This is a genomic window from Trichocoleus desertorum ATA4-8-CV12 (genome assembly GCA_019358975.1).
GTDB lineage: Bacteria > Cyanobacteriota > Cyanobacteriia > FACHB-46 > FACHB-46 > Trichocoleus > Trichocoleus desertorum_A.
This window is the reverse complement of sequence record JAHHIL010000008.1, coordinates 27811-49415: the sequence shown is the minus strand read 5'-3', so window position 1 is coordinate 49415 and position 21605 is coordinate 27811. Positions and strand designations below refer to the sequence as shown.

Sequence of the window (21605 nt, the reverse complement as noted above, 5' to 3'; positions counted from 1 at the left end):
ATGGCAATCTTTGCTGCTTTTATGACTTTGCTGTTGTTGACCGTCACTCGCGATCGCCAATCCAATCTCCTCTTGCAGAAGAATAGAGAAGATTGGCTACTCGATCTGGTAGGGTTATCGATTCAAGGAATTGTGATCCCTGGTCTACAACTGTTGTTGGTTTACCAACTGTATCAGTGGCTGTTACCTACCTGGAAAGGAGTTTTGATGCTCTCTCCTGGGCTAGGATTCCTGCTCAGCTTCGTTTTAGTAGACTATCTCTATTATTGGAATCATCGCCTGCTACATCATCACCATCTATGGCCTTGGCATCAAGTCCATCACACCGTTACTCAAATGGATGTGTTGGGCACCTCCCGCAATACCCTATGGAGCAGCTTTTTAATTCTGTATCTGTGGGTTCATCCGTTATTTCTCTTGTTGTTACAGAACCCCACAGGATATGTTTTGGGAGTCACTTTGACTGCCATTCTAGATTTGTGGCGGCACAGTGCGATCACTCCCGCGCCTCAGAGTTGGATTTATCGCTGGATCTCCCCTTGGCTTGTTTTGCCACAAGACCATGCTTGGCACCATGCCCAAACGCAGGGCTGTAATTATGGAGCCAATCTGAAGGTTTGGGATAAACTGCACGGAACTAATTATGAGTGCGATCGCGCCCCGGAAAGCCTGGGGATACAGACAAATTTGACCTTATCCCAAAAGCTATTTTGGCCTTTTTGACGTTGGCTGGAGAAGTTGATCGATGGATACTTCAGAAGTAGACCTAACCCCCCAGCCCCCTTCCCTTCAAGGGAAGGGGGAGTTAAGCCCAAGTCAATCATTGAAGGTAGAACGGCAGGGAATGACTTGGCTCAGTACTTTTCTGGCTGGCTTTCCGGTGCTGGTGATGTTGCTAGCAGGAAGTTCATTTCTATCGGTCTGTATCTCTCCTGGCATCTGGACTGTTTTATTGTGGTTGTTTTCGCTGTATGGCTTGCCGCTGCTAATTTACCGGATTCATGCTCATTTTTATCCTGTTCTAGAAGGAATTAGTTATCTGCAAGGGAAAGAGTATTCTCCTTGGTGGGGGAGTCATCAGATTCAGGCGATCTATATTGCTTTTCCAGCTTTAGAGACTGTGCTGCGCTTGATTCCCGGTGCATTCTCCTTATGGTTGCGGCTGTGGGGTTCCAAGGTGGGCACAGGTGTTTATTGGACTCCGCATCTAGAGATTGCCGATCGCGGATTGCTAGAGATTGGCGATCGCGTCATCTTTGGTCATCAGGTAGGTCTTTATCCACATATTATCAAGCCGCGCAGGCAAGATTTGATGCTGTATGTTAAGAAGATCAAAATTGGCGATGGGGTGTTTCTAGGTGCTTGGAATCATATTGGGCCTGGAGTTGTGGTTCAAGCAGAAACATATATCCCCGTTTTTACGCATGTATATCCCAACCAAACAATTGATCAGCTCAAAGTTCAAACTCTTTTAGCCAAGCAGCAACATCAACCATCAAAACTTGAGTAAACCTAAAATTTTATGACTCATTTTGGTCTCTTATGTCCTCCTACAACTGGGCACCTCAACCCCATGCTGGCTCTAGGTCGAGAACTGCAACAGCGCGGGCATCAAGTCACTTTGTTTAACATCCCTGATACAGCAGCGAAGGCAAAAGCGGCGGAGATTAACTTTTGGCCCATTGGTACAAAGGAATTTCCTTTAGGGATTTTGGGTGGATTCTATGATCACCTAGGCACTTTGCGAGGTTTCGCAGCCTTTCAATCTACCCTCAAATTTAGGCAACAAGTCTGGGCTACCGTGTTTCTGCAAGAGGCTCCTGCTGCGATTAAAGCCGCAGGGGTAGAAGCTTTGCTTGTAGACCATGTGATTGTTGCAGGCGGAGCGATCGCCGAACGATTATCTCTGCCCTTTGTCTCTCTTTGTAGTGCGCTCTTGATGCAGCCCGACGATAGTGTGCCTCCTTTCTTTGCGGATTGGCCTTACGATCTAGCACCTTGGGCGAGACTACGAAATCGCTTTGGTCATGCTCTGTTGGTGCAGTATTGGCAGATGGTACATCAACCTGTGAATGAGTACCGCCAACTGTGGCGACTACCGCTATATAAAAATCCCAGTGATGCTCTATCACCCTTAGCTCAAATTAGCCATCAGCCCGCCGAGTTTGAGTATCCCCGTCAGCGCCTTGCTCCTTGCTTTCATTTCACTGGACCGTTTCACAACACTGTAATCCGAGAAAACGTCTCCTTCCCGTTTGAAAAGCTAACGGGTCAACCTCTGATCTATGCTTCGATGGGAACCTTACGCAATCGCTCTCATCGGGTTTTTGAGCAAATTGCTGCTGCTTGTGCTGGATTGGATGCTCAACTTGTGATCGCCTTAGGGAAAGGGCTATCTCCAGAAATTCTTGCTGATCTGCCTGGTGAACCGATTGTCGTGGGTTATGCTCCTCAGCTAGAACTACTACAACGTGCCACCTTAGCCATCACTCATGCAGGCTTGAATACTGCCCTGGAATCTCTGCAAGCAGGTGTGCCGATGGTGGCGCTCCCAGTTACAGATGATCAGCCAGGAGTTGCCGCTCGGATCAAATGGACGGGGGCTGGAGAAGTCGTACCTAAATCGCGTTTAACTGCCGCCCGATTGAGAACTGCGGTTCAACAAGTATTGACCTGTGAAACATACAAACAGAACGCAGTCAGATTGCAGCAAGCGATCGCGCAAGCAGGAGGAGTAATACGGGCTGCGGATATTGTGGAACAGGCGATCGCGACTGGTAAACCTGTTCTGACTCAGGAATTCTCTCAACCTAAAACTGAATTATGCGTCCCATCATTCAATTCTTTGCCAAGTTGTTGAGCCCAGAAGCTCGCAGATTTCATCAAGCCCTAAAAGATCCGCAAGCAGCCCAAGCAAAGGTTCAGAAGGAAATCTGTCAACGCTTAGTTACTAGTGAATACGGTCGCTTTTTGGGTGTGCGATCGCTAAAAGATTGGCAGAAAATCCCAATTGTGAATTATGCCGATTTGGAGCTGTGGATCGAATGCCAAAAGCAGAGCAAAACAGCACTTTTAACTTCAGAACCTATCCTCTTTTATGAGAAAACATCTGGGAGTCGTGGCCCTGCAAAATGGATTCCCTACACGCGATCGCTGCGCCGCTCTTTTAGTCAAATGTTTTCGGTGTGGGCACATGACTTAATCACAAATGGCCCTAAGTTTTCCACGGGACAAGTCTATTTCTGTGTCTCACCGCAACTCACTCAACCTACACAAACAGAAGCAGGGATCAAGGTTGGGCTAGCAGATGATGCTGAATATCTAGACGGCTGGTTGCAGTGGATATTACGGCCTTTTTTGGTGGCTCCTGCGGGCTTAAGTCGTCTCCGCGATCCAGAAGCCTTTAAAGAGCAGCTTTGTCTAGCATTATTGCAATCAGAAAAGCTAGAAATTATCTCTATTTGGAGTCCTAGCTTTCTCACGGTGCATCTCAACTACATCCAGCAACATCGCCAAAAGCTCTGCGAACAATTGCGCGATCGCGTCTCCCCCAAACGCCTCGCCTTGATCTCAGATCCCACAACTACTTGGACAGAGATTTGGCCGCATCTGAAGCTAATTTCCTGTTGGGATAGTGTCAACGCTGCGGACCAAGCTCAAGTTTTGCGATCGCACTTTCCCGGTGTGATGGTGCAGGGTAAGGGGCTGTTGGCGACTGAAGCTCCGATGACAGTGCCACTGATTGCCGCTCAGGGATCTGTCCCATTGTTGAATGAAGTCTTTTTTGAATTTGAAGATGCAATGGGAGTGATTCGTCTCTTACATGAGCTAGAGCCAGCTACAGAGTACGCGATCATTGTGTCCCAAAAAGGCGGGTTGTATCGGTATCGCATGGGCGATCGCGTTCGTATGACTCACACCTACCTAAATACGCCTTGTTTAGAATTCTTAGGCCGAGATCAGATGACCAGCGATTTGGTGGGAGAAAAACTCCATGCCGCTTTTGTTGCCCAGGTAATCGATCGCCTGAATTTGGGATCAACTACGTTTAGAACCTTAGTTCCTGTGACTCAACCCCAACCCCACTATCTCTTGTTGCTAGATCAAGCTAATCGGGAAGGAGAAGCGATCGCTCAGCAACTAGAGGCTGCTCTCAGCGAGTCCCTCCACTATCAACAGGCTCGGCTTTTGGGACAATTAGCCCCTGCTCAGGTTTGGGTGTCGCCGGAAGTGCCCGAACTGGTGCTGCAACAGAAGTTGCTAGCAGGCCAAAAATGGGGGGATATCAAGCATGAAGTGTTAGCGACAAAGCCAGTCGCAATGCTGAAAAAGGTGGGTTAGGCTGACCATAACCCACCGAAAAATAAAAGTTACGCCTCGACTTTGACACCGCGCCAAAAGGCAACATAGCCCTCAATGTTTTTGGCCGCTTGCTTCGCCTCCGGGTAGTACCAAGCCGCGTCTTTATTCACTTGGCCCTCTACCTCAACGTTGTAGTAGCTAGCCACACCTTTCCAAGGACAGGTAGTGTGAGTTGAACTTTCTTTAAAGAATTCGCGATTGATGGCATCGGGGGGGAAGTAGTAATTATTCTCGACCACTTCGCAATTGTCACTTTCGGCGAGGACGGCACTGTTCCAAACTGCTTTTGCCATGATTCACTTCCCTCGTTTATATTCAAGTTCGCTTGTTTGGTCAATTTTGGTTAAGAACGGACAGATTGAATCCTGTCCTAAACCAGTCTTTCTTAGACTCTAGTCAGGATAGCGTGGAACCATAGCAGGTTGTGTTGAGAAAAACTGGGCGTATCCTTTTGTCATATATTTGATGCCAAGCCAGCTATTTATGCTTAATTTCCTATCGTTTTGAGGTCAAGAGCTACTATGAACCCTCCTAATGCACCTAGCCTCCATCTAACTGAGCCAGAGCGCGCTAACCTTAAGCGCTTAGTGGACTATCAAGCTGTTGAGTCTTTGCCAGCAATTTGGCCGATTGTGGCTAAGAAATTTGGCTCAATTGTGGCCTTGAAAGACCCCCATGCCAAACCGGAAGTATCACTGACTTACGCACAGGTATATCAGCAGATGCAGCGCTTTGCCGCAGGGTTGCAGGCACTAGGGGTGGAAGTGGGCGATCGCGTGGGCCTAATCTCGGACAACAGTCCCCGTTGGTTTGTGGCAGATCAAGGCATCATGACGGCTGGAGCAGCCAATGCTGTGCGTAGTTCTCAAGCAGATCGCGAAGAACTTTTGTTTATTCTGGCTGACAGTGGCAGCACCGCCTTGGTCGTTGAGAACCAAGCCACTCTAGAGAAATTACGCTCTGGTCTGGATGGCTTGGCAGTCCGAACCGTGGTGCTACTTTCCGACGAGGAGCCACCCACGGATGAAACTCTCAAAATTCTTAACTTTCCTCAATTACTAGAACTGGGTGCCAATCACTCGTTGCAACCTGTTCAGCAAAATCGGGAAACCCTAGCCACCCTGATCTATACATCCGGCACGACGGGCAGGCCAAAAGGAGCCATGCTTAGTCATGGCAATTTGTTGCATCAAGCCACCATGCTAGGGGCCGTGGTGCCGCCCCAGCCCGGTAATATTGTGCTCAGCATTTTGCCTAGCTGGCATGCTTACGAGCGAGCTTTTGAGTACTTTGTTTTAGCTCAAGGTTGCACTCAGATCTACACCAGTATCCGTCACGTTAAGCAAGATCTAAAAACGTACAAGCCCCAGTACATGGTGGGAGTCCCTCGCCTGTGGGAGTCGATTTATGAAGGGGTGCAGAAGCAGTTTCGGGAGCAGCCAGCGAGTAAGCAACGGCTAATTAACTCTCTGTTGTCAAGCAGTCAGCGCTATCTTGCTGCCCGTCGCATTGTGCAGGGTTTAAGTCTAGAAAATCCCCATCCCTCTGCAATTGAACGCTTAGCTGCCACCGCAAAAGCTGCCGCTCTGGCTCCGGTTCATGCCTTGGGCGATCGCCTGGTTTATCGGCAAGTCCGGGAGGCAACTGGCGGCAAAATTGAATTTTTGGTCAGTGGGGGCGGCTCTTTTGCCAAGCACCTCGACAACTTCTTTGAGATTGTCGGAGTCACCGTTTTGCAGGGCTATGGCTTGACAGAAACATCTCCCGTAACCAATGTGCGTCGGCCTTGGCGCAACCTCAAAGGTGCTTCCGGTCAACCCATACCAGGAACAGAAATTCGCATTGTAGACCCAGAAACTCGCCAACCCTTACCCGCCGGAAAGCGAGGTCTGGTGTTGATTCGGGGGCGACAAGTGATGCAGGGGTATTACAACAACCCGCAAGCGACCGCTAAAGCGATTGACCCAGAAGGTTGGTTTGATAGCGGCGACTTGGGCTGGGTGACGGATGAGAATGATTTGGTGCTGACTGGGCGGGCCAAAGACACAATTGTCTTGACTAGTGGTGAGAACATTGAGCCACAACCGATTGAAGATGCTTGCATTCGCAGCCCCTACATCGATCAAATCATGATGGTTGGGCAAGACCAGCGATCGCTCGGTGCCCTGATCGTGCCGAATTTAGACGCTCTCCAGCAGTGGGTCACAAACCAAAATCTCTCTCTCAACTTGCCTGATCAACCTGCTAGCACCAATTCCGGAGCTACAGCGATCGCCCTAGAGGACAAACGCATTCAAGATTTATTCCGCCAAGAACTGAACCGGGAGGTGCAAAATCGACCGGGTTATCGCCCCGATGATCGGGTGGGGCCATTCCGCCTGATTGTGGAACCCTTCTCGGTTGAGAATGGCATGATGACCCAAACCTTGAAGATTCGGCGACCCGTTGTGATGGAGCGCTATCAAGGTATGATCGACGGGATGTTTGCCTGATCGCTGGGCTGACGCGCCGTATACAGACGCAGTATCGTTTCTGACAGAATTTACTTCTGGCAAAAGCGGTGCCCCGGCACAAATACGCGTTGTTCCCTAAGCGTTGCCCATTCTCAAACTATTTTCCAAGTGAAATGTTTATGGACGTCTCCAACTCACAGTTACTCCTGAAACGAGCCATTACAGTTAAAGCGATCGTCACTCCCCGGTGGAAGGAGGAAGCTCAGCAGCAACTCCAGGCGCAAATTAATCAACTTGATAGCCAACTGCAACAGTTGGAAATGCAAGGGCAGCGGATGATTGCTGAAATTCAAAAGCAAAGTCTGCAACCTCCTGGGCCTCAAACGGTGCAGCAGATTGACAATATTCAAATCCAGGTCAATCAAAAGAAAAGTGAGCTGCTAGAGCAGAAAAACCAAGTGCTACAGCAGTTGCAGCAAGTCCAAATGCTGGAACTCAGCCAGGAAGTGAGCCAAGGCCAAATCGAAAGCTTTTTCCGGATCGAGCCTGGTGACAACTTGGTTGAAAAGATGCAAGTTGAGATTTTATTGCGCGATGGCATTGTCGAAGAAATTCGGGGCGATGTCTAAAACGTCAATCTCTGACGATGGGTACGGTCGCTTAGATTAGGTACGGCTTCTGACTCTCTGTCTCTTGAGGCTTCCCACTGTCACAGGTGGGAATTTTTTTAATGTAGCTTTGTCACACCACTTGAGGGATACAGGTGGGAATTTTTGTCCTGGGGATCAAGCGATCGCGGTAATTCTGATCAACTTTGTTCGGGGTGATAGCTCTGGTGGCATCTGTCAGGATAAAATGCGATCTGGCTTTGCTCCAGTTTTAACGATTTATTGATTCAGAACCCAGCCCATGATCAACGAAGTTTTCATGCCTGCCCTCAGTTCTACGATGACTGAAGGAAAAATTGTTTCCTGGGCCAAGTCTCCAGGTGACAAAGTTGAGAGAGGCGAAACCGTCCTAGTTGTCGAATCCGACAAGGCAGACATGGATGTGGAGTCCTTCCATGAAGGCTATCTCGCTGTGATCATGGTGCCTGCTGGTGAGAGCGCTCCGGTAGGACAAACGATCGCCTTCATTGCCGAAACGGAAGCTGAAATTGAGACGGCGAAGCAAAAAGCGGGCGGTCAGTCAGCCACGACGACAACGAATCCTGCGGCTGTTTCTGCACCTGCGGATGCCTCTACTCAATCTCGCCAAGCTGCGATCGCGACAGAGGCTACAGTTGCAACCGCCACCAACGGCAACGGCTCCAGCGTCAGCAGTGGTCGCACCATTGTTTCTCCTCGCGCTCGCAAACTAGCGAAAGACTTGAAAGTGGATCTCGCCGGATTGAAGGGCAGCGGCCCTCACGGTCGGATCGTCGCTCAAGATGTGGAAGCGGCTGCGGGTAAATCTCAGCCTGCGGCTCCTGCTGTGACCACAGCTCCAGTTACTACGCCTGTGACAGCTGCTGCGCCTAAGCCTGCTCCTACACCAGTGGCTGCACCTACCCCTGTAGTTCCAGGTCAAGTGGTGCCGTTGACCACGCTGCAAAATGCAGTTGTCCGCAATATGATGGTGAGCCTCAGCGTTCCTACTTACCACGTTGGCTATACCATTACCACCGACAACCTAGACAAGCTCTACAAGCAAGTGAAGTCTAAAGGTGTCACTATGTCGGCTCTGCTGGCCAAAGCAGTCGCGGTGACGCTGCAAAAGCATCCTCTGTTGAATGCTAGCTATACCGAGCAAGGCATCAGCTATCCTTCTGCGATCAATATCTCTGTTGCAGTGGCAATGGAAGATGGCGGCTTGATTACCCCTGTCTTAAAGAATGCCGATCAAGCGGATCTCTACTCGTTGTCTCGTACTTGGAAAGATTTAGTCGATCGTGCCCGTGCCAAGCAATTGCAACCTGACGAGTACAACAGCGGCACCTTCACCATTTCTAACTTAGGCATGTTTGGAGTCGATCGCTTTGATGCGATTTTGCCTCCCGGTCAAGGTTCGATCTTAGCGATCGGAGCTTCTAGACCGCAAATGGTAGCGACCGATGATGGCTTGTTCGGGGTGAAGCGGCAAATGCAAGTGAACATCACCTGCGATCACCGAATTATTTATGGTGCTCATGCAGCTGCTTTCTTGAAAGATTTGGCAACTTTGATTGAAACCAATACTCAATCCTTGACGCTGTAGAGCGAATTGACTGTTAGCTAGAGCCTAGAGCCAAATCCAAACCTCACCCCGCCTTGCGGCACTCCTCTCCTGCGGGAGAGGGGACGGGGGAGAGGTCGGCAACATTGCGGTGCGTGATGCTGGCGTTCACGTCATCCTATAAATCCTTGATTTGGTCAATTTATTTAGAAGCTTGGAGCGCTTGAGCGATCGCCAATAGCTCGTGAGGTTGACCGATCAAGAAATCTGGGTTTTGTCTGGCTAGGGCTTGTCTAGAATTAAATCCCCAACTCACCGCAACGGATTTGATTTTTACCTGCTTGGCTGCTTCGATGTCTCGCGTTTCATCGCCTACGTAGAGAACCGCATCAGGATTAATTTGCTTTTGAGAGAGCAGCCTGCTTAAAACCTTATTTTTGCCAAATAAACTAGTGCCTGAATGCACAAACTCAAACAGCTCATGTAAGCCGTGATGTTGAAGAAAAGTTAAGACATTGGCCTCAGCATTAGAAGTGACAATGCCTAGCTGATGACCATCTTGTTTCAAAGCCAGCAACGCCTCTTCAATTCCGTGAATGGGTTGTAAGTGATGAATTTCTTGTTTTAACTCGTTTTTGACTCGACGCAGCAAAAAGGGCAACTTTAAGATCGGAATTTTTGAATATCTAATAATTTCTTGAGAACTTAGGTTCTGGAGTTTTTTAACCTCTTCAGAATTCACAGTTTTATAACCAAATTCTAGGGCGAGGCGATTGGTAATTGCCACGATCGCCTGTAAGGTATCGGCCAGAGTTCCATCAAAATCAAAAATAATCACTGACACAGTTATAAATTCAAGAATAACTATTAGTTTTTAAGCAAAGATCATAGCCGTAGTCTAACTCAAATTGGGTGTGGAATTGGGTGAGCGAGCGCCAATCTCTTACTGCTAAAACTATGAGTTAGGCCTATGAGTTGGGTAAGCAGCCTGAGCAATAACTTCTCTAGTATTCTGGTAAAAGAAGGGGAACCCAACTCTTGCTCCCCTTGCCCACGATTGGGAGAGAGGCTGGGGAGAGGGTGGAACATGAGAAGTTTACTGAGAGAGTACCCGTGAAAGCAGTTTTGATGACAGCCCCCGGAGGTCCAGAAGTCCTGCAACTCCAAGAAGTGCCGGATCTAGCAATTCAAAAACCCACTGAGCTATTAGTACGGCTCAAAGCTGCTGGCATCAACCCGATTGACACTAAGTTGCGGCAACGAGGGACGTTTTTCCCGGATCAGATGCCTGCCATTTTGGGTTGCGATGGGGCTGGAGTCGTTGAGGCTGTGGGAGCAGAGGTGCAACGGTTTCGGGTGGGTGATGAAGTTTACTTCTGTAATGGCGGGTTGGGGGCTCATCCGGGCAATTATGCTGAGCTGGCAACTATTGATGAGAAATTCGCAGCTCGTAAGCCTGCCTCACTCAGTTTTGAAGAAGCGGCAGCGGCTCCTTTAGTGCTGATTACGGCTTGGGAAGCATTGTTCGATCGCTGCAATTTTCAACCGGGTCAGCGGGTGCTAGTGCATGCAGGCGCGGGGGGCGTGGGTCATGTGGCAGTACAACTGGCTGTGTTTAAGGAAGCGCGAGTTTGCAGCACAGTGGGTACAGAAGAGAAAGCTCGCTTGGTGCGGCAGTGGGGGGCTGAGCTGGCGATTTTGTATCAGCAGACTGACTTTGTGCAAGCGGTGATGGATTGGACGGAGTGCGCAGGGGTAGATATTGCCTTTGATACCGTAGGCGGCAGCAACTTCTTCAAGTCCCTAGAGGCTGTCAAAGTGTATGGGGAAGCGGTGACGATTCTGGATTTCGATACCACTAGTGCCAACTGGAAAACGGCTAGAATGCGTAACTTGCGTGTTAGCCAAGAACTGATGCTGACCCCAATGTTGCAAGGATTGGCAGCGGCTCAGCAGCATCAAGCCGAAATCCTAGAAGCCTGCGCGGCTCTGTTTGATGAGGGCAAGCTGAAAATTCATCTGCAACAAGCCTTGCCCTTGGCCGAAGCGGCTACGGCTCACCGTTTGCTGGAAGCTGGCTCTATGACGGGCAAGTTGGTTTTGGTGATTTAAGCCTCATCAAGAGCAGTAATTTGGGATCAAAATTCTTGCGCTGGCTATTTGGGAATTGCTGGGAGCGTCGTTCAGAACGGGCGATCGCTCTCTTATTCATCAGAAGAATCATTAACTTATTACTGCTGTGCTGTTTTCTAGTGGGGCTGCTGGGATTGCTGTGGCCGCAACCGAGTTGGGCTGCGATCGCGCCACCAGAACGCACCCTCCTAACTTTAGATCTGTTGCAAGAACGGTTGCGATCGCCAGCCCAGAGTGAGGGGATTCGCACGATTGATTTACGCCGTTTTGAGATTGATCTGCGGCTAGAAAATGCCACTTTTCGCGATCAGTTCTACCGTTTGTTGCAAACTCAATTGCAGCGGGCGGGGTCGCCTTTAGGGTTAGACCTGAGCTATTCCGTGATTCAGGGAGAGTTTGCGGGCAACCAATTGGGGTTAAGAGCGCCGATGTATGGGCAGGCATTGTCACCCATTTTTACCGCAGCGGAGCAAGAGCAACTGAGGCGCGATCGCCGTCGTTTATCACGCTTGAGTGAGCTGTCGCGATCGCTGATTACTACTCCTAATGTGGGTACACAGGCTTTGGCTCCCTTACAAATTGCCGTGTTTCGCGGCCCGTTGAAACTAGCTCAGACTCGATTTCTGGGCACAGCAAACTTTAGCAACACTTTCTTTCTGAGCCGCGTGGAAGCTCAAGGCACTGGGTTTAGCCAAGAGGCGGATTGGTCGGGCACCCGCTTCAGCCAACCTAGCAGTTTCGCTGGAACTGTTTTTAATCAAGAGGCTCGATTTCGCAGCAGTATTTTTTTTGAGCGGGCTGGGTTTAATCAGTCGCAATTTCAAGGACTGGTTAACTTCCAAAGCAGTGAGTTTCAAGGCACTGCTAACTTTAGTCAGGCTATCTTTCGGCAATTTGCTAATTTCAGTCGGGTGCAGTGGCAGGGCAATGCGGATTTGGCCCAAACCCGTTGGCAAGAAGCGGCTCAGTTTAATAAGAGTCGGTTTTTGCAGTCCTGCTTTCTCACGGAAGCGGAATTTGAGCAGCCTGTGAGCTTTCGAGAAGTGCAGTTTAGTCGTCCGGTGAATCTGCGGGGGGCGAGTATTTTGGAGCAAGCCGACTTTAGTGATGCAGGCTTTAGTAAGGCAGCTTATTTGAATGTGCCAGGGTTAAAGTTTGATGCCGACCATGCCAAATTTCTGGGTAATCCAGGCCAGATTGGGCGATCGCTCTCGGTTCCAGTACTGCAAGGTAATGAGAGCTTGTTGCGGAACTTGGTACGAAACTTTCGCCAGTTAGAGCAAATTAGTGACGCCAATCAAATTGAATACAAAACCGAATCTCTGCGGTTGCAAGAACTACGGCAACGACTTCTAGGTACGAATATCAATACCGCCTCTCTACCCCGTCTAGTCAAAATTGGTTTTTCGGCGGCCCAAGCAGCAGCGATCGCCCAACGTCGAGTCGAGCAACCCTTTCGTTCACTTACCGAACTGCTCACCCTCGACAGCATCGATTTAGCGGATTACATCAAGATTCGCGATCGCGCCATTGCTGCCGATTCCCGTAACTTTGTCGGCTGGGGTTTAGATGGATTGCACTGGCTCTGCCTCAGTCTCCTGTTGCTGTTGAGTCGATATGGCACCAATTTCTGGTTGGTGTTTGGGGTGGAGATTGTGGCGATCGCTTACTTTGGCGTGCTGTTTTGGCTGATCGATCGCTTGCGACGGCTACGGCCTAAGCCCATTGTGCCGACTCTCTACGAGACAATTGCGGTTTTGAGTAGCTTTAGTGTGTTGTCCTTAGGCGGTCTGGTGACGATTTTTCAAACTTCCGATCGCCCTGGGCTCACCTTAGCTTGCCTCGCCGTGGTGATTGTCCCGGTGCCACTGCTGTTGCTGGGACGGCTATATCAGCAAGGCCGCTACCACAACTTGATGGATGTCAGCTACTTTGTCGAAGAGGGTAGCCTGCGTCAGTTACGCCTCCTGATTGGGCGGATGCCGATCATGCCTCGCTTTCCGCTGTTTCAAGAGCGTTATGTGCCGTTGCTGTGGGATCGCCGCTGGAACTGGTTGAACTACTACGACTTTAGTTTCAACAACTTATTACGCTTCGGTTTTAATGACATTCGTCTGCGCGATCGCGATATGCCTGGTTTGATTACAACCTTGGTTTGGTATCAGTGGAGCCTCGGCATTCTCTTCATTGCCTTGCTGCTTTGGACACTCTCGCGCACGATTCCTGGACTAAATCTGCTGATCTATTTCAGGTGAATTTCAATTTCAGGTGAATTTCAGGTGAATTTCAGGTGAATTTCAAGCCAGCAAACTTCAAGTAGATATTGAAGACTGGCGGCAAATACTATCACGAGCTATTTCAGCATCAAATATTACCTAAGTGTGATTGTCCTTCTGAAAAGCCCAGGATACTCTGTATCAGGGTGCTCTACGCAGAGTTGGTTGCAACAAAAAATGATTGTTTCAGGGGAAATTCTGTCATTTTAATGACATCAGCTGCTCGATCTAATCGCTGTCAAAACTGTTAAGAACCTTTTGTGACTTAACTGAGTCACGTGTTATTGAATAGCCCGAAAAATGAAATGAAAGCTGATGCCGCAGACCTAGCCAGCAAATTGCCCACAACTCCGGGGACAATGGAGGTGGCGCTTGGAGCAATGACGGAAGCGATCGCCTGGACAGATGAATCGGGCAAAGTTCAGTGGTCTAATCCGACATTCGATCGCTTAGTCGCCAAAAGTCGATTTGATATTTTGGGTACCCAGCTGATTGATTTGCTGCCTTTAACCCAAAATGGCGAACCAGTTTCGGTCGCGACTCATCCTGTGACTATGGCCTTCAATCGCCGGATGGATTCGACTGCCTGTTATGAATTTCAGCCCCAGGAAACGGCTTTAATTTTAGAAATTTCTTGTATTTGCATTCATCTTCAAGCCACAGACACTAGCGTTGTGGTCGCGATGCGGGATATTACTCAACGCCATCCAGCCGAGACAGAATTAAAGCGCCATCCAGAACAATTGCGAGACTCGGTAGAAGCGCGAACGGCAACGTTGTTGTTGATTAAACAACTGCAACAAGAAGTCAGCGATCGCCAGTACACGGAAGCAGTCTTGCGTGAGAGTGAAGCCAAAAATCGCGCTTTAGCGGAAGCTGCTACGATTCAAGCCCAACAACTCAGCCAAACGTTGCTGGAACTGAAACAAACCCAAACCCAACTGATCCAAAGCGCCAAGATGTCCAGCTTGGGCCAAATGGTGGCAGGGATTGCCCATGAGATCAATAACCCAGTCAGCTTTATCTACGGCAACTTAGTTCACGCTGATCAATACACGCAAAATTTATTGGCTTTGCTGCAACTTTATCAGCAGATTTATCCCCAACCCCACCCTCAGATTGCCGCATTGGGTGAAGCGATCGAACTTGATTTTTTGATCAGCGATCTGCCGCAAATATTAGCTTCTATGCAGGTCGGAGCCGAACGAATCAGCGAAATTGTTTTATCCTTGCGCACGTTTGCCCATTTGGATGAAGCGGAAAGAAAAGCCGTGGATATTCATGCTGGGATCGACAGTACCCTACTAATTTTGGAAAATCGACTGAAATCGCAGGGAAGTGATCCAGCAATTACTGTGGTTAAAAAATATGGTGACTTACCCCGGGTGGAGTGCTACGCCAGCCAACTCAACCAAGTATTTATAAATATTCTCAGTAATGCGATCGATGCCTTGGAGGAGCAACCAGAACCGCGAGTCATCACGATTAAAACAGCGGTAGCGAACCCAGCGACTGGCAACCGAGCTGCTAGCAATGAAGTTGCAGTTGTAAACTCGTCAGACAAGACTTGCTTACTGGGCGATCGCATTACAATTCAGATTCATGACAATGGACCAGGCATCCCAGAAGCAGTCCAGGCAAAAATGTTTGAGCCATTCTTTACCACCAAACCGATGCAAAAAGGCACTGGCTTGGGTCTAGCCATCAGTTACCAAATTATTGTGGATAAACACGAAGGCATGCTCCGATGTGTTTCAGCACCGGAGCGAGGGACAGAATTTTGGATCGAAATTCCGCTTCAGAACTTGGACACAAATTCCTAAAGCTTGGCTTCGAGGGACTTCAGGTATTCAGTATTAACCCCAGACTCGCGAGTTAAAGCAATTTTTCCGGTGCGAGCAATTTCGCGGATGCCAAATTTATTCAACACCTGCACGATCGCCACCATTTTGCCCGGATCGCCCACGACCTCTAGAGTGATAGCATCTTCCGCTACATCTACGACCCGCGCCCGAAAGATTTGCGCCAGTTCCACAATCTCAGAACGATTGGCGCTAACTGCATTTACTTTCAACAGCATCAGTTCCCGCTCGACACAGGGCACTTCGGTAATATCCTGCACCTTAATGACATTGATCAGCTTGTAGAGCTGCTTCGTGAGCTGCTCAATGCTGTTGTCATCGCCCGGAACCACCATCGTAATTCGAGAGACTCCCATCTGCTCGGCTGGCCCTACGGCTAAGCTTTCGATGTTAAAACCCCGGCGGGCAAACAGACCAGCAATGCGGGTTAGAACTCCCGCTTCATCTTCAACCAGAACAGAAAGGGTGTGTTTCATCGCAGTAATTGTCTAACCAAAATGCTGGTAGCAACAGCACATAGACCGCCATTTTATCGTGCTCTCTCTCAATTAGAAAACTATTAATTCACCAAATCCGGTTTACTGGGTTTCGCCCGCCCCACCCAACCCCAACCAGCTAAGATTTCTGTGCAGATTAGTTGACTAAGCCTCTGTCGATAGGGTTAGCCCTGCTCCTTGCTGACCTCTTTTCCTGGGCAGATGCCTGATTGAGCCGAACTCTCTTTAATCAAGTTAAGTAAAGTTTGATTCGGAGCAAGAACATGGGTTGGTTACAAAGATTATTTGGCGTTAAGAAGCCTCAAAATCCTCAGCAGGCGATTAATGCGACTCCTGCCCCTCAAGCAGTCCCCCAAAATGCACCCGCAGGGCAACCATCTGCTGCTCCCGCTGCCACCCAAACCACTGAACCAGAACGTGTTGGCCTAAATGGTGAATACGACCAAAGTGGTTTGGCGAAGCGCGTCGCTCTAGCTTTTGACGAAGATGCTCAACTGGATGACATTGAGACACTGTATGTCGCTCAGACTGGCGGCACCGTGGTACTGAAAGGCAAAGTACCGAGCCAAGATATTCTCAGTCGAATGGTTTCAGTTGCTAGAGGCGTGAATGGCGCAACTGGCGTAGAAACTAATCAAGTCACGATTGGCTAAGTCATCATCGCGTGACAAACTCAAAATTTATCCTGTACTGCTGTTGGACTTTATCTTTCCTAGTTTTGATCTCTACTGAATTCAGTAGAGATTTTTTTGTGCACCATCATTCTTCAATCGCAACTGGTAGAGCTGAAGATTCGGCTGTTTTAGCTAGGTGCCAAGAATCAATCCACTCCAGAATTGCTTGATTCACTTGCTCTGGCGCTTCATCATGTAGGCAATGTCCCGCGTTATCCACTTCGACGAACTTTAGGTTGGGGTTGTAGCTGGTGAACTGACGCGCCAAGTTATAGGGAATCATGCGATCTTGCTTTCCCCACATCAACAGCATGGGGATTTGTAGAGTTGGTAGCACTGACTTGACACTAGGCCCAAATTTAGTGCTGGTCATGGCTTTGAGAATGGCACAAAAGGCTTGGGCTGAGCCGCGATCTTGAGCAGGCCCAGTCAGAATATCTACCAGTTCATCAGTGACGGCTTCTGCGTTGGCGTAAGCGATTTTGGCCCAGGGCCGCACAACTTGAGGCCGACGCACAATCTTAAATATAGTTTTGAGCAGGAGTGGAGAAGCAAATAGACCTTCGAGCGTGGCGATCGCGGGTCTGAGAAACTGAGGAATGGCTTCTTCGCGTGCGGAAGGGTCCGGTAAGCTCAGCATGGCAATCCCGGCGACCATATCGGGGTGAGCGGCGGCAGCTGCCATACAAATTAATGACCCAATCGAGTTACCCACCAACACTACAGGTTTGCCAATAAAGGTTTTCCAGAAGTCGTAAACTTGCTCGACCCAAAAAGCCGCGTTGTAGTTGGCGATCGCTTTTTCCGAAGCCCCAAACCCCACCATATCCAGGGCATACACGGTATGCGATTGACTCAGCACTTCTAGGTTGTGTCGCCAGTGCCCAATGGATGCCCCAAACCCATGCAGCAAGATTAAAGGGGTGTTGCTGGTGGCTCCCTGTGCAGCCCGCATATAGGTGTAACGAGTTTGCCACCCCCGCCAAACCCAATCTCGCTGATTCCCAACCCGCTGATGCCAAGGCAAAGAAGTAACCACGCTCACCTCAAAGTTGCTCTTAAAGCCTATGCTAAGCCAAAGTTTCGTTGCTTGGGTGTAGGAAGAGAAGGGGAGGGGAGGGACGATCGCACTAACAACTTAACTGGAAACAACAATTTCTATGGTGAACAATTATGAAAAACATTTGGACTGTGCGTTTTGATACTAAAAATTTTGCAACTGCCAGTTTGGTAGAGCAAGATGAAGGCGAGGGGATACTAGACATTTCTGAGTTCTGCCCTGATTGGCCAGACTTTGAAGGGCAAAAAATTGGAAAAGCATGGAAAATGTTTAGAGCAGAGCTTGATCCAGAAAAACAAATTGGCAACTTTACAGATATTGATCCGGGAGTGTTAATTTGTGATGCCTTTGCACTCTCAAATATTGGGGAGGCAATATCTGAAGAAGTGGAAGTCTTACCCATTCAAGTTGATAAGTTAGAAATGAATGTACTCAACGTTATCAATATCATTGATTGTCTTGATGAAAGTAAAAGTGAGATTGAGTATTTTTCAGATGGAGGAGTGGCAAGCATTAAGCGGTACAGCTTTTATACAAATCCATTGATAGGTGTAATGCTGTTTAAGATTCCGCAATTCAGTCGCACGGAAATCTATGCAAATGATGCTTTCCGAGATTTAGTTATTAACACAAACTTAACTGGTCTTGATTTTCAAAATGTTTTTCATAGTGCGATCGCCTAGTACGTTAGGTTGAGGCTACGAAACCCAACACCTCAACTGTTAACTAGATGCACCTTTTCCTACTTACAATGGAAATTAGAGCCAGTTGGCAGTTGGGAGGCAAACCAATGGTACAAGCACCACTTAAATGGGGGAATTTCTGCCATTACCAGAAACTAAGCCAGCCAGTGAGTACATTGAGGGTCAAATCATTCAAAAGCCAATGCCTCAGGGAAAGCATAGTTCAATTCAAGGTGAGATGGTACCTGCCATCAATGCGGTGATTAAACCTCAACGCTTAGGTCGGGCCTTTCCTGAGTTTCGCTGTACCTACCCTTCGGAAGCCCTGCTTCGCATGTCTATGGCGATCGCTCAACGGTTCCTGATATTTCTGTTTTTGCTTGGCAAAGAATTCCCCGTGATCAGAATGGGGAGGTTGCCAATACATTCGCGATCGCTCCAGATTGGATGATTGAAATCCTATCCCCAGACCAGAGCCAAACTAAAGTCACCAAAAACATTTTGCATTGTCTAAAACATGGTACTGAAATGGGCTGGTTGATTGACCCAGGGGAGCAGACTGTCTTTGTTTACCTTCCCCAACAGCGAATCGAGGTCTTTGACGAACCGACTGGATTGCTGCCTGTGCCTGTTTTTGCCGCAGGGCTGAACCTGACTGTAGAAAATTTGTTCGCTTGGTTGCTAGAGTGACAATCTACTTGGTTTCACTTGCCAAAAACAACAGCGGGTTACTCATATTTTCTGCAAAACCGAGGATGCCGCGATCGCCCAGAGCATTATGTCTGCCCAGCATTTAAGGCTGCTTGAGGCGGTTTATGGGCAACGTTCGCTTACTTAAGTTTTGGGTAGAGCGGTATTGAGGGGTGAGCAGCAAAACTAAGTAAACCCATCAGGTGCTGTTTTTGCAAGATGAAGGTAAATCTGCGGCTTTATGTAAATGTTTATTAAGTTTTGTGAAATTTAATGTTACTGTTTTAACAGATTGCTGAAGCTTCAGCGTGGAAACGCGCTGGAGTGCGTCTTTTCGTCAGTTGTAAATCTCATTAAGGTTAGGCCAGTACTATGCCAATTACGATTGACTCAGCTCGTGGAATTTTTCCTCAAACTCTATTTGCTGATGCAGTACCAGCTACGATCGCCAGATTCAAACAACTTAGTGCCGAAGACCAACTAGCATGGACTTGGTTCGCTTATCTTGAGATGGGCCAGACCATTACCGTTGCTGCTCCTGGAGCTGCCAGTATGCAGTTTGCAGAAGCAACTCTAGATCAGATTCGGAAAATGACTTTTGCTGAACAAACGCAAGTCATGTGTGACTTGGCAAACCATGCCGACACCCCAATTTGTCGCACCTACGCTGCTTGGTCTGCAAACATCAAACTAGGATTCTGGTACAAGCTTGGGCAATGGATGGACGAGGGAATTGTGGCTCCCATTCCAGCAGGCTATCAACTCTCCGCCAACGCCTCAGCAGTACTGCAAGCGGTTAGAGAACTAGATCAAGGTCAACAGATTACAGTCTTACGCAGTTCTGTAGTTGATATGGGGTTTGACCCAGGTAAGTTGGGTGACTATACCAAAGTTACTGAACCTGTTGTTACTCCCAAGGAGATTTCACAGCGTACTCAAGTCACCATTGAAGGGGTTGATAACCCGACGGTGCTGAGCTACATGAACAATTTAAATGCCAATGACTTTGGTGCTTTGATTGAGTTGTTCGCACCCGACGGTGCTCTTCAGCCTCCTTTTCAAAGACCGATTGTGGGCCGAGATGGCATCCTTCAATTCTTTAACGAAGAATGTCAAAATCTGAATCTGATCCCAGAGCGAGGTGTTTCTGAACCCGCAGAAGACGGTTATACCCAAATAAAAGTCACTGGCAAAGTCCAAACTCCTTGGTTCGGTGCCGCTGTCGGCATGAATATGGCTTGGCGATTCTTGATCAATCCTAAAGGCAAGATTTTCTTTGTGGCAATTGATCTGTTGGCTTCTCCTAAAGAACTGCTGAACTTGATTCGCTAGAGAAGTAACCCTGTAGATAAACTCTGAACGATTGTGAGCGCTCTCATAAAGGGCGCTCAGTTTTTGTCTTGACTAGATGGTACAGAAATAGTGCAAATGAGTGACGTTGAATGGTCTCATGGAGAGAAGCAAGTAGCTCAGTCAGCTTTTGAGAGAGCCTACGAACGAGAAATTAATGCTTTGATCAAAGAGGTTCGTGAAAGAGCCAGCACGATCACGAAATTGGATGATACATGGCTATTACATGATTTTTTAAGCGCAAGAAGACACCAGTTGGATGGCAAATATGACTATAAATACTCAGTGCTGATCTTTGTGTTTGCTCAGTTGGTTAAGGAAGGTTGGCTGCATCTCAAGGAGCTGGAGGGGCTAGAAGGAGATAAGCTGACCAAAATAGCAGCTCTGACACGCATGTGAGGGATGCCCTGCCTAAGAACCTACATTGAGACAAGATCCATCGGACAGAAACGACAGCGGGTTACTCATATTTTCTGCAAAGCCGAGGATACCGCGATCGCGATGTTCGTAGAGCAACTCTCCATGAGCATTAAATAGAAAGGTGCCTCCCCGTTGCGTGATGTAAGCGGCATCGGGTACGTAAGTTCTCCAGTGGCTGAGCACTTCTGTCATATTCCGCAGTCGTAAGGTAGCAAGCTCAAAAGGGCGTTGAAATCCTTGGCCACCTGCCAGTTTGAAGAATGAGCCTTTGAAGGGAGGGAGCGGTTTGGCTTGCACCACTTCCTCCTCGGCAATGAGTTGTGGGGCTTGGCGATCGCCTCGATAACCCCGAAACACTTCAGCTAGCGTCCCAGGGCTACCAATTCCAGCACACATCAGCATCAGGTTGATCCAAGCATTCTGAGCTGTGGAAAGAGTGGGTAGCTTGAGTGATAGACCAGAATAGAGATTGAGTTGGCGGTGCAGTTCTGCGGTGGGGTCTACAAACAAACAGTCAGCAGGGAAACCTGTGTAGTCGCAGAATTTTTGGCCCGAAGCGCGATCGCCAATTCCTACTGCCCGGATCGTGATGTTTTGAGCTTGGAGCTGTTCCGCTTCTCGTTGGAGCCACCAGGCATATTCCAAGCTGTCAAAGTCTCCTAGTTGCGACCAGACCAATACCAACTGCTTGGCGGTAGACTCAAAGCCACTCAGAATTGGGGCGATCGCTCCATCGCTCACCCGCTGCCGCTGAGCCTGACTGAAGATTGTATAAGTATCCATAGAAACGGGTCTAGTGAAAAGGCATAGGAGAAACTAGGAAAGTATAAACAATCAGCAGGGCGATCGCCTCAACCGATTCTTACTCAAGCAGGGTTGTTAGTTGTGTATAGTTTAAAGACTGTGAGATGAATAGCTGTTGCAGGTATCACGCGATCATTTTATGGTTTCG

Annotated in this window: 20 protein-coding genes and 1 pseudogene; 16 read left to right on the top strand and 5 right to left on the bottom strand. The window is 48.6% G+C overall.

Annotated elements, in window-relative coordinates; translation table 11 throughout:
• The 4 genes from KME12_09415 to KME12_09400 all read left to right on the top strand — a co-directional run bounded on the left by KME12_09415 (position 1) and on the right by KME12_09400 (position 4341).
• Positions 1 to 723 (top strand): sterol desaturase family protein, encoded by a 723-nt coding sequence (locus KME12_09415; protein ID MBW4487996.1) that lies wholly within the window; start codon positions 1 to 3, stop codon positions 721 to 723.
• Positions 724 to 844: 121 nt separating this feature from the next.
• Positions 845 to 1510 carry an acyl transferase gene (locus KME12_09410; GenBank protein MBW4487995.1) on the top strand — a complete coding sequence of 222 codons (666 nt, stop codon included), beginning with the start codon at positions 845 to 847 and terminating at the stop codon, positions 1508 to 1510.
• Between the two features lie 12 nt (positions 1511 to 1522).
• Complete coding sequence (locus KME12_09405) at positions 1523 to 2860, top strand: glycosyltransferase (GenBank protein ID MBW4487994.1); 1338 nt, start codon at positions 1523 to 1525, stop codon at positions 2858 to 2860.
• A complete protein-coding gene (locus KME12_09400) occupies positions 2824 to 4341 on the top strand; it encodes a GH3 auxin-responsive promoter family protein (protein MBW4487993.1) in 1518 nt (505 codons plus the stop codon). Before KME12_09405 ends, KME12_09400 begins: the two co-directional genes overlap by 37 nt.
• A 29-nt stretch (positions 4342 to 4370) precedes the next feature.
• Here the strand turns inward: KME12_09400 and KME12_09395 are convergent, their stop codons facing one another.
• Positions 4371 to 4655, bottom strand: a complete 285-nt coding sequence (locus tag KME12_09395) for a DUF427 domain-containing protein (protein ID MBW4487992.1) — start codon at positions 4653 to 4655, stop codon at positions 4371 to 4373.
• 228 nt (positions 4656 to 4883) lie between these two features.
• On the opposite strand from KME12_09395, the gene KME12_09390 reads away from it, so the two are divergent.
• The 4 genes from KME12_09390 to KME12_09375 all read left to right on the top strand — a co-directional run bounded on the left by KME12_09390 (position 4884) and on the right by KME12_09375 (position 9050).
• The gene (locus KME12_09390; GenBank protein ID MBW4487991.1) at positions 4884 to 6854 is read left to right on the top strand and encodes a long-chain fatty acid--CoA ligase; all 1971 of its coding nucleotides are present in this window, start codon (positions 4884 to 4886) and stop codon (positions 6852 to 6854) included.
• 140 nt (positions 6855 to 6994) lie between these two features.
• On the top strand, positions 6995 to 7444 hold the full coding sequence (locus KME12_09385; GenBank protein ID MBW4487990.1) for a YlqD family protein: 450 nt from the start codon (positions 6995 to 6997) through the stop codon (positions 7442 to 7444).
• Positions 7445 to 7553: 109 nt separating this feature from the next.
• Entirely contained in the window at positions 7554 to 7709 is a 156-nt protein-coding gene (locus KME12_09380) for a hypothetical protein (protein MBW4487989.1), read from the top strand.
• A 15-nt stretch (positions 7710 to 7724) separates the two neighbouring features.
• Positions 7725 to 9050 carry a 2-oxo acid dehydrogenase subunit E2 gene (locus KME12_09375; protein ID MBW4487988.1) on the top strand — a complete coding sequence of 442 codons (1326 nt, stop codon included), beginning with the start codon at positions 7725 to 7727 and terminating at the stop codon, positions 9048 to 9050.
• 160 nt (positions 9051 to 9210) lie between these two features.
• Here KME12_09375 and KME12_09370 read toward each other — a convergent pair whose 3' ends face one another.
• Positions 9211 to 9858: an HAD-IA family hydrolase gene (locus KME12_09370; protein ID MBW4487987.1), complete on the bottom strand. Its 648-nt coding sequence runs from the start codon at positions 9856 to 9858 to the stop codon at positions 9211 to 9213.
• A gap of 263 nt (positions 9859 to 10121) precedes the next feature.
• On the opposite strand from KME12_09370, the gene KME12_09365 reads away from it, so the two are divergent.
• The 3 genes from KME12_09365 to KME12_09355 all read left to right on the top strand — a co-directional run bounded on the left by KME12_09365 (position 10122) and on the right by KME12_09355 (position 15240).
• On the top strand, positions 10122 to 11120 hold the full coding sequence (locus KME12_09365) for a zinc-dependent alcohol dehydrogenase family protein (GenBank protein ID MBW4487986.1): 999 nt from the start codon (positions 10122 to 10124) through the stop codon (positions 11118 to 11120).
• Between the two features lie 122 nt (positions 11121 to 11242).
• The gene (locus KME12_09360; GenBank protein ID MBW4487985.1) at positions 11243 to 13396 is read left to right on the top strand and encodes a pentapeptide repeat-containing protein; all 2154 of its coding nucleotides are present in this window, start codon (positions 11243 to 11245) and stop codon (positions 13394 to 13396) included.
• Between the two features lie 380 nt (positions 13397 to 13776).
• On the top strand, positions 13777 to 15240 hold the full coding sequence (locus tag KME12_09355; GenBank protein ID MBW4487984.1) for a diguanylate cyclase: 1464 nt from the start codon (positions 13777 to 13779) through the stop codon (positions 15238 to 15240).
• On the opposite strand, the gene ilvN is transcribed toward KME12_09355, so the two are convergent.
• Positions 15237 to 15755, bottom strand: coding sequence for an acetolactate synthase small subunit (ilvN, locus tag KME12_09350; GenBank protein ID MBW4487983.1), 519 nt, complete (start codon positions 15753 to 15755; stop codon positions 15237 to 15239). The two genes, KME12_09355 and ilvN, sit on opposite strands and share 4 nt — an antisense overlap.
• A gap of 284 nt (positions 15756 to 16039) precedes the next feature.
• Here ilvN and KME12_09345 point away from each other — a divergent pair, with 284 nt between their 5' ends.
• Entirely contained in the window at positions 16040 to 16429 is a 390-nt protein-coding gene (locus tag KME12_09345) for a phospholipid-binding protein (protein MBW4487982.1), read from the top strand.
• A 106-nt stretch (positions 16430 to 16535) separates the two neighbouring features.
• Here KME12_09345 and KME12_09340 read toward each other — a convergent pair whose 3' ends face one another.
• Positions 16536 to 17405 (bottom strand): alpha/beta fold hydrolase, encoded by an 870-nt coding sequence (locus tag KME12_09340; protein ID MBW4487981.1) that lies wholly within the window; start codon positions 17403 to 17405, stop codon positions 16536 to 16538.
• 218 nt (positions 17406 to 17623) lie between these two features.
• Between KME12_09340 and KME12_09335 the strand changes: the two genes are divergently transcribed.
• The 4 genes and pseudogenes from KME12_09335 (at position 17624) to KME12_09320 (ending at position 20632) form a co-directional block, all read left to right on the top strand.
• Positions 17624 to 18193 (top strand): hypothetical protein, encoded by a 570-nt coding sequence (locus KME12_09335; GenBank protein ID MBW4487980.1) that lies wholly within the window; start codon positions 17624 to 17626, stop codon positions 18191 to 18193.
• A gap of 127 nt (positions 18194 to 18320) precedes the next feature.
• Positions 18321 to 18883: pseudogene (locus KME12_09330) on the top strand (Uma2 family endonuclease).
• 372 nt (positions 18884 to 19255) lie between these two features.
• The gene (locus KME12_09325; protein ID MBW4487979.1) at positions 19256 to 20215 is read left to right on the top strand and encodes an orange carotenoid-binding protein; all 960 of its coding nucleotides are present in this window, start codon (positions 19256 to 19258) and stop codon (positions 20213 to 20215) included.
• An 87-nt stretch (positions 20216 to 20302) separates the two neighbouring features.
• Positions 20303 to 20632, top strand: a complete 330-nt coding sequence (locus KME12_09320; GenBank protein ID MBW4487978.1) for a hypothetical protein — start codon at positions 20303 to 20305, stop codon at positions 20630 to 20632.
• A 12-nt stretch (positions 20633 to 20644) separates the two neighbouring features.
• Here KME12_09320 and KME12_09315 read toward each other — a convergent pair whose 3' ends face one another.
• Positions 20645 to 21436, bottom strand: coding sequence for an AhpC/TSA family protein (locus KME12_09315; GenBank protein MBW4487977.1), 792 nt, complete (start codon positions 21434 to 21436; stop codon positions 20645 to 20647).
• Between the last annotated feature and the right edge of the window lie 169 nt (positions 21437 to 21605).

What these genes read in the sequence shown, in the direction of transcription:
- KME12_09345 (MBW4487982.1), top strand. Translation starts at nt 16,040, where the DNA reads ATGGGTTGGTTACAAAGATTATTTGGCGTTAAGAAGCCTCAAAATCCT.
- ilvN (MBW4487983.1), bottom strand. Translation starts at nt 15,755, where the DNA reads ATGAAACACACCCTTTCTGTTCTGGTTGAAGATGAAGCGGGAGTTCTA.
- KME12_09340 (MBW4487981.1), bottom strand. Translation starts at nt 17,405, where the DNA reads ATGCGGGCTGCACAGGGAGCCACCAGCAACACCCCTTTAATCTTGCTG.
- KME12_09325 (MBW4487979.1), top strand. Translation starts at nt 19,256, where the DNA reads ATGCCAATTACGATTGACTCAGCTCGTGGAATTTTTCCTCAAACTCTA.
- KME12_09335 (MBW4487980.1), top strand. Translation starts at nt 17,624, where the DNA reads ATGAAAAACATTTGGACTGTGCGTTTTGATACTAAAAATTTTGCAACT.
- KME12_09400 (MBW4487993.1), top strand. Translation starts at nt 2,824, where the DNA reads ATGCGTCCCATCATTCAATTCTTTGCCAAGTTGTTGAGCCCAGAAGCT.
- KME12_09355 (MBW4487984.1), top strand. Translation starts at nt 13,777, where the DNA reads ATGGAGGTGGCGCTTGGAGCAATGACGGAAGCGATCGCCTGGACAGAT.
- KME12_09375 (MBW4487988.1), top strand. Translation starts at nt 7,725, where the DNA reads ATGATCAACGAAGTTTTCATGCCTGCCCTCAGTTCTACGATGACTGAA.
- KME12_09395 (MBW4487992.1), bottom strand. Translation starts at nt 4,655, where the DNA reads ATGGCAAAAGCAGTTTGGAACAGTGCCGTCCTCGCCGAAAGTGACAAT.
- KME12_09315 (MBW4487977.1), bottom strand. Translation starts at nt 21,436, where the DNA reads ATGGATACTTATACAATCTTCAGTCAGGCTCAGCGGCAGCGGGTGAGC.
- KME12_09405 (MBW4487994.1), top strand. Translation starts at nt 1,523, where the DNA reads ATGACTCATTTTGGTCTCTTATGTCCTCCTACAACTGGGCACCTCAAC.
- KME12_09385 (MBW4487990.1), top strand. Translation starts at nt 6,995, where the DNA reads ATGGACGTCTCCAACTCACAGTTACTCCTGAAACGAGCCATTACAGTT.
- KME12_09410 (MBW4487995.1), top strand. Translation starts at nt 845, where the DNA reads ATGACTTGGCTCAGTACTTTTCTGGCTGGCTTTCCGGTGCTGGTGATG.
- KME12_09415 (MBW4487996.1), top strand. Translation starts at nt 1, where the DNA reads ATGGCAATCTTTGCTGCTTTTATGACTTTGCTGTTGTTGACCGTCACT.
- KME12_09390 (MBW4487991.1), top strand. Translation starts at nt 4,884, where the DNA reads ATGAACCCTCCTAATGCACCTAGCCTCCATCTAACTGAGCCAGAGCGC.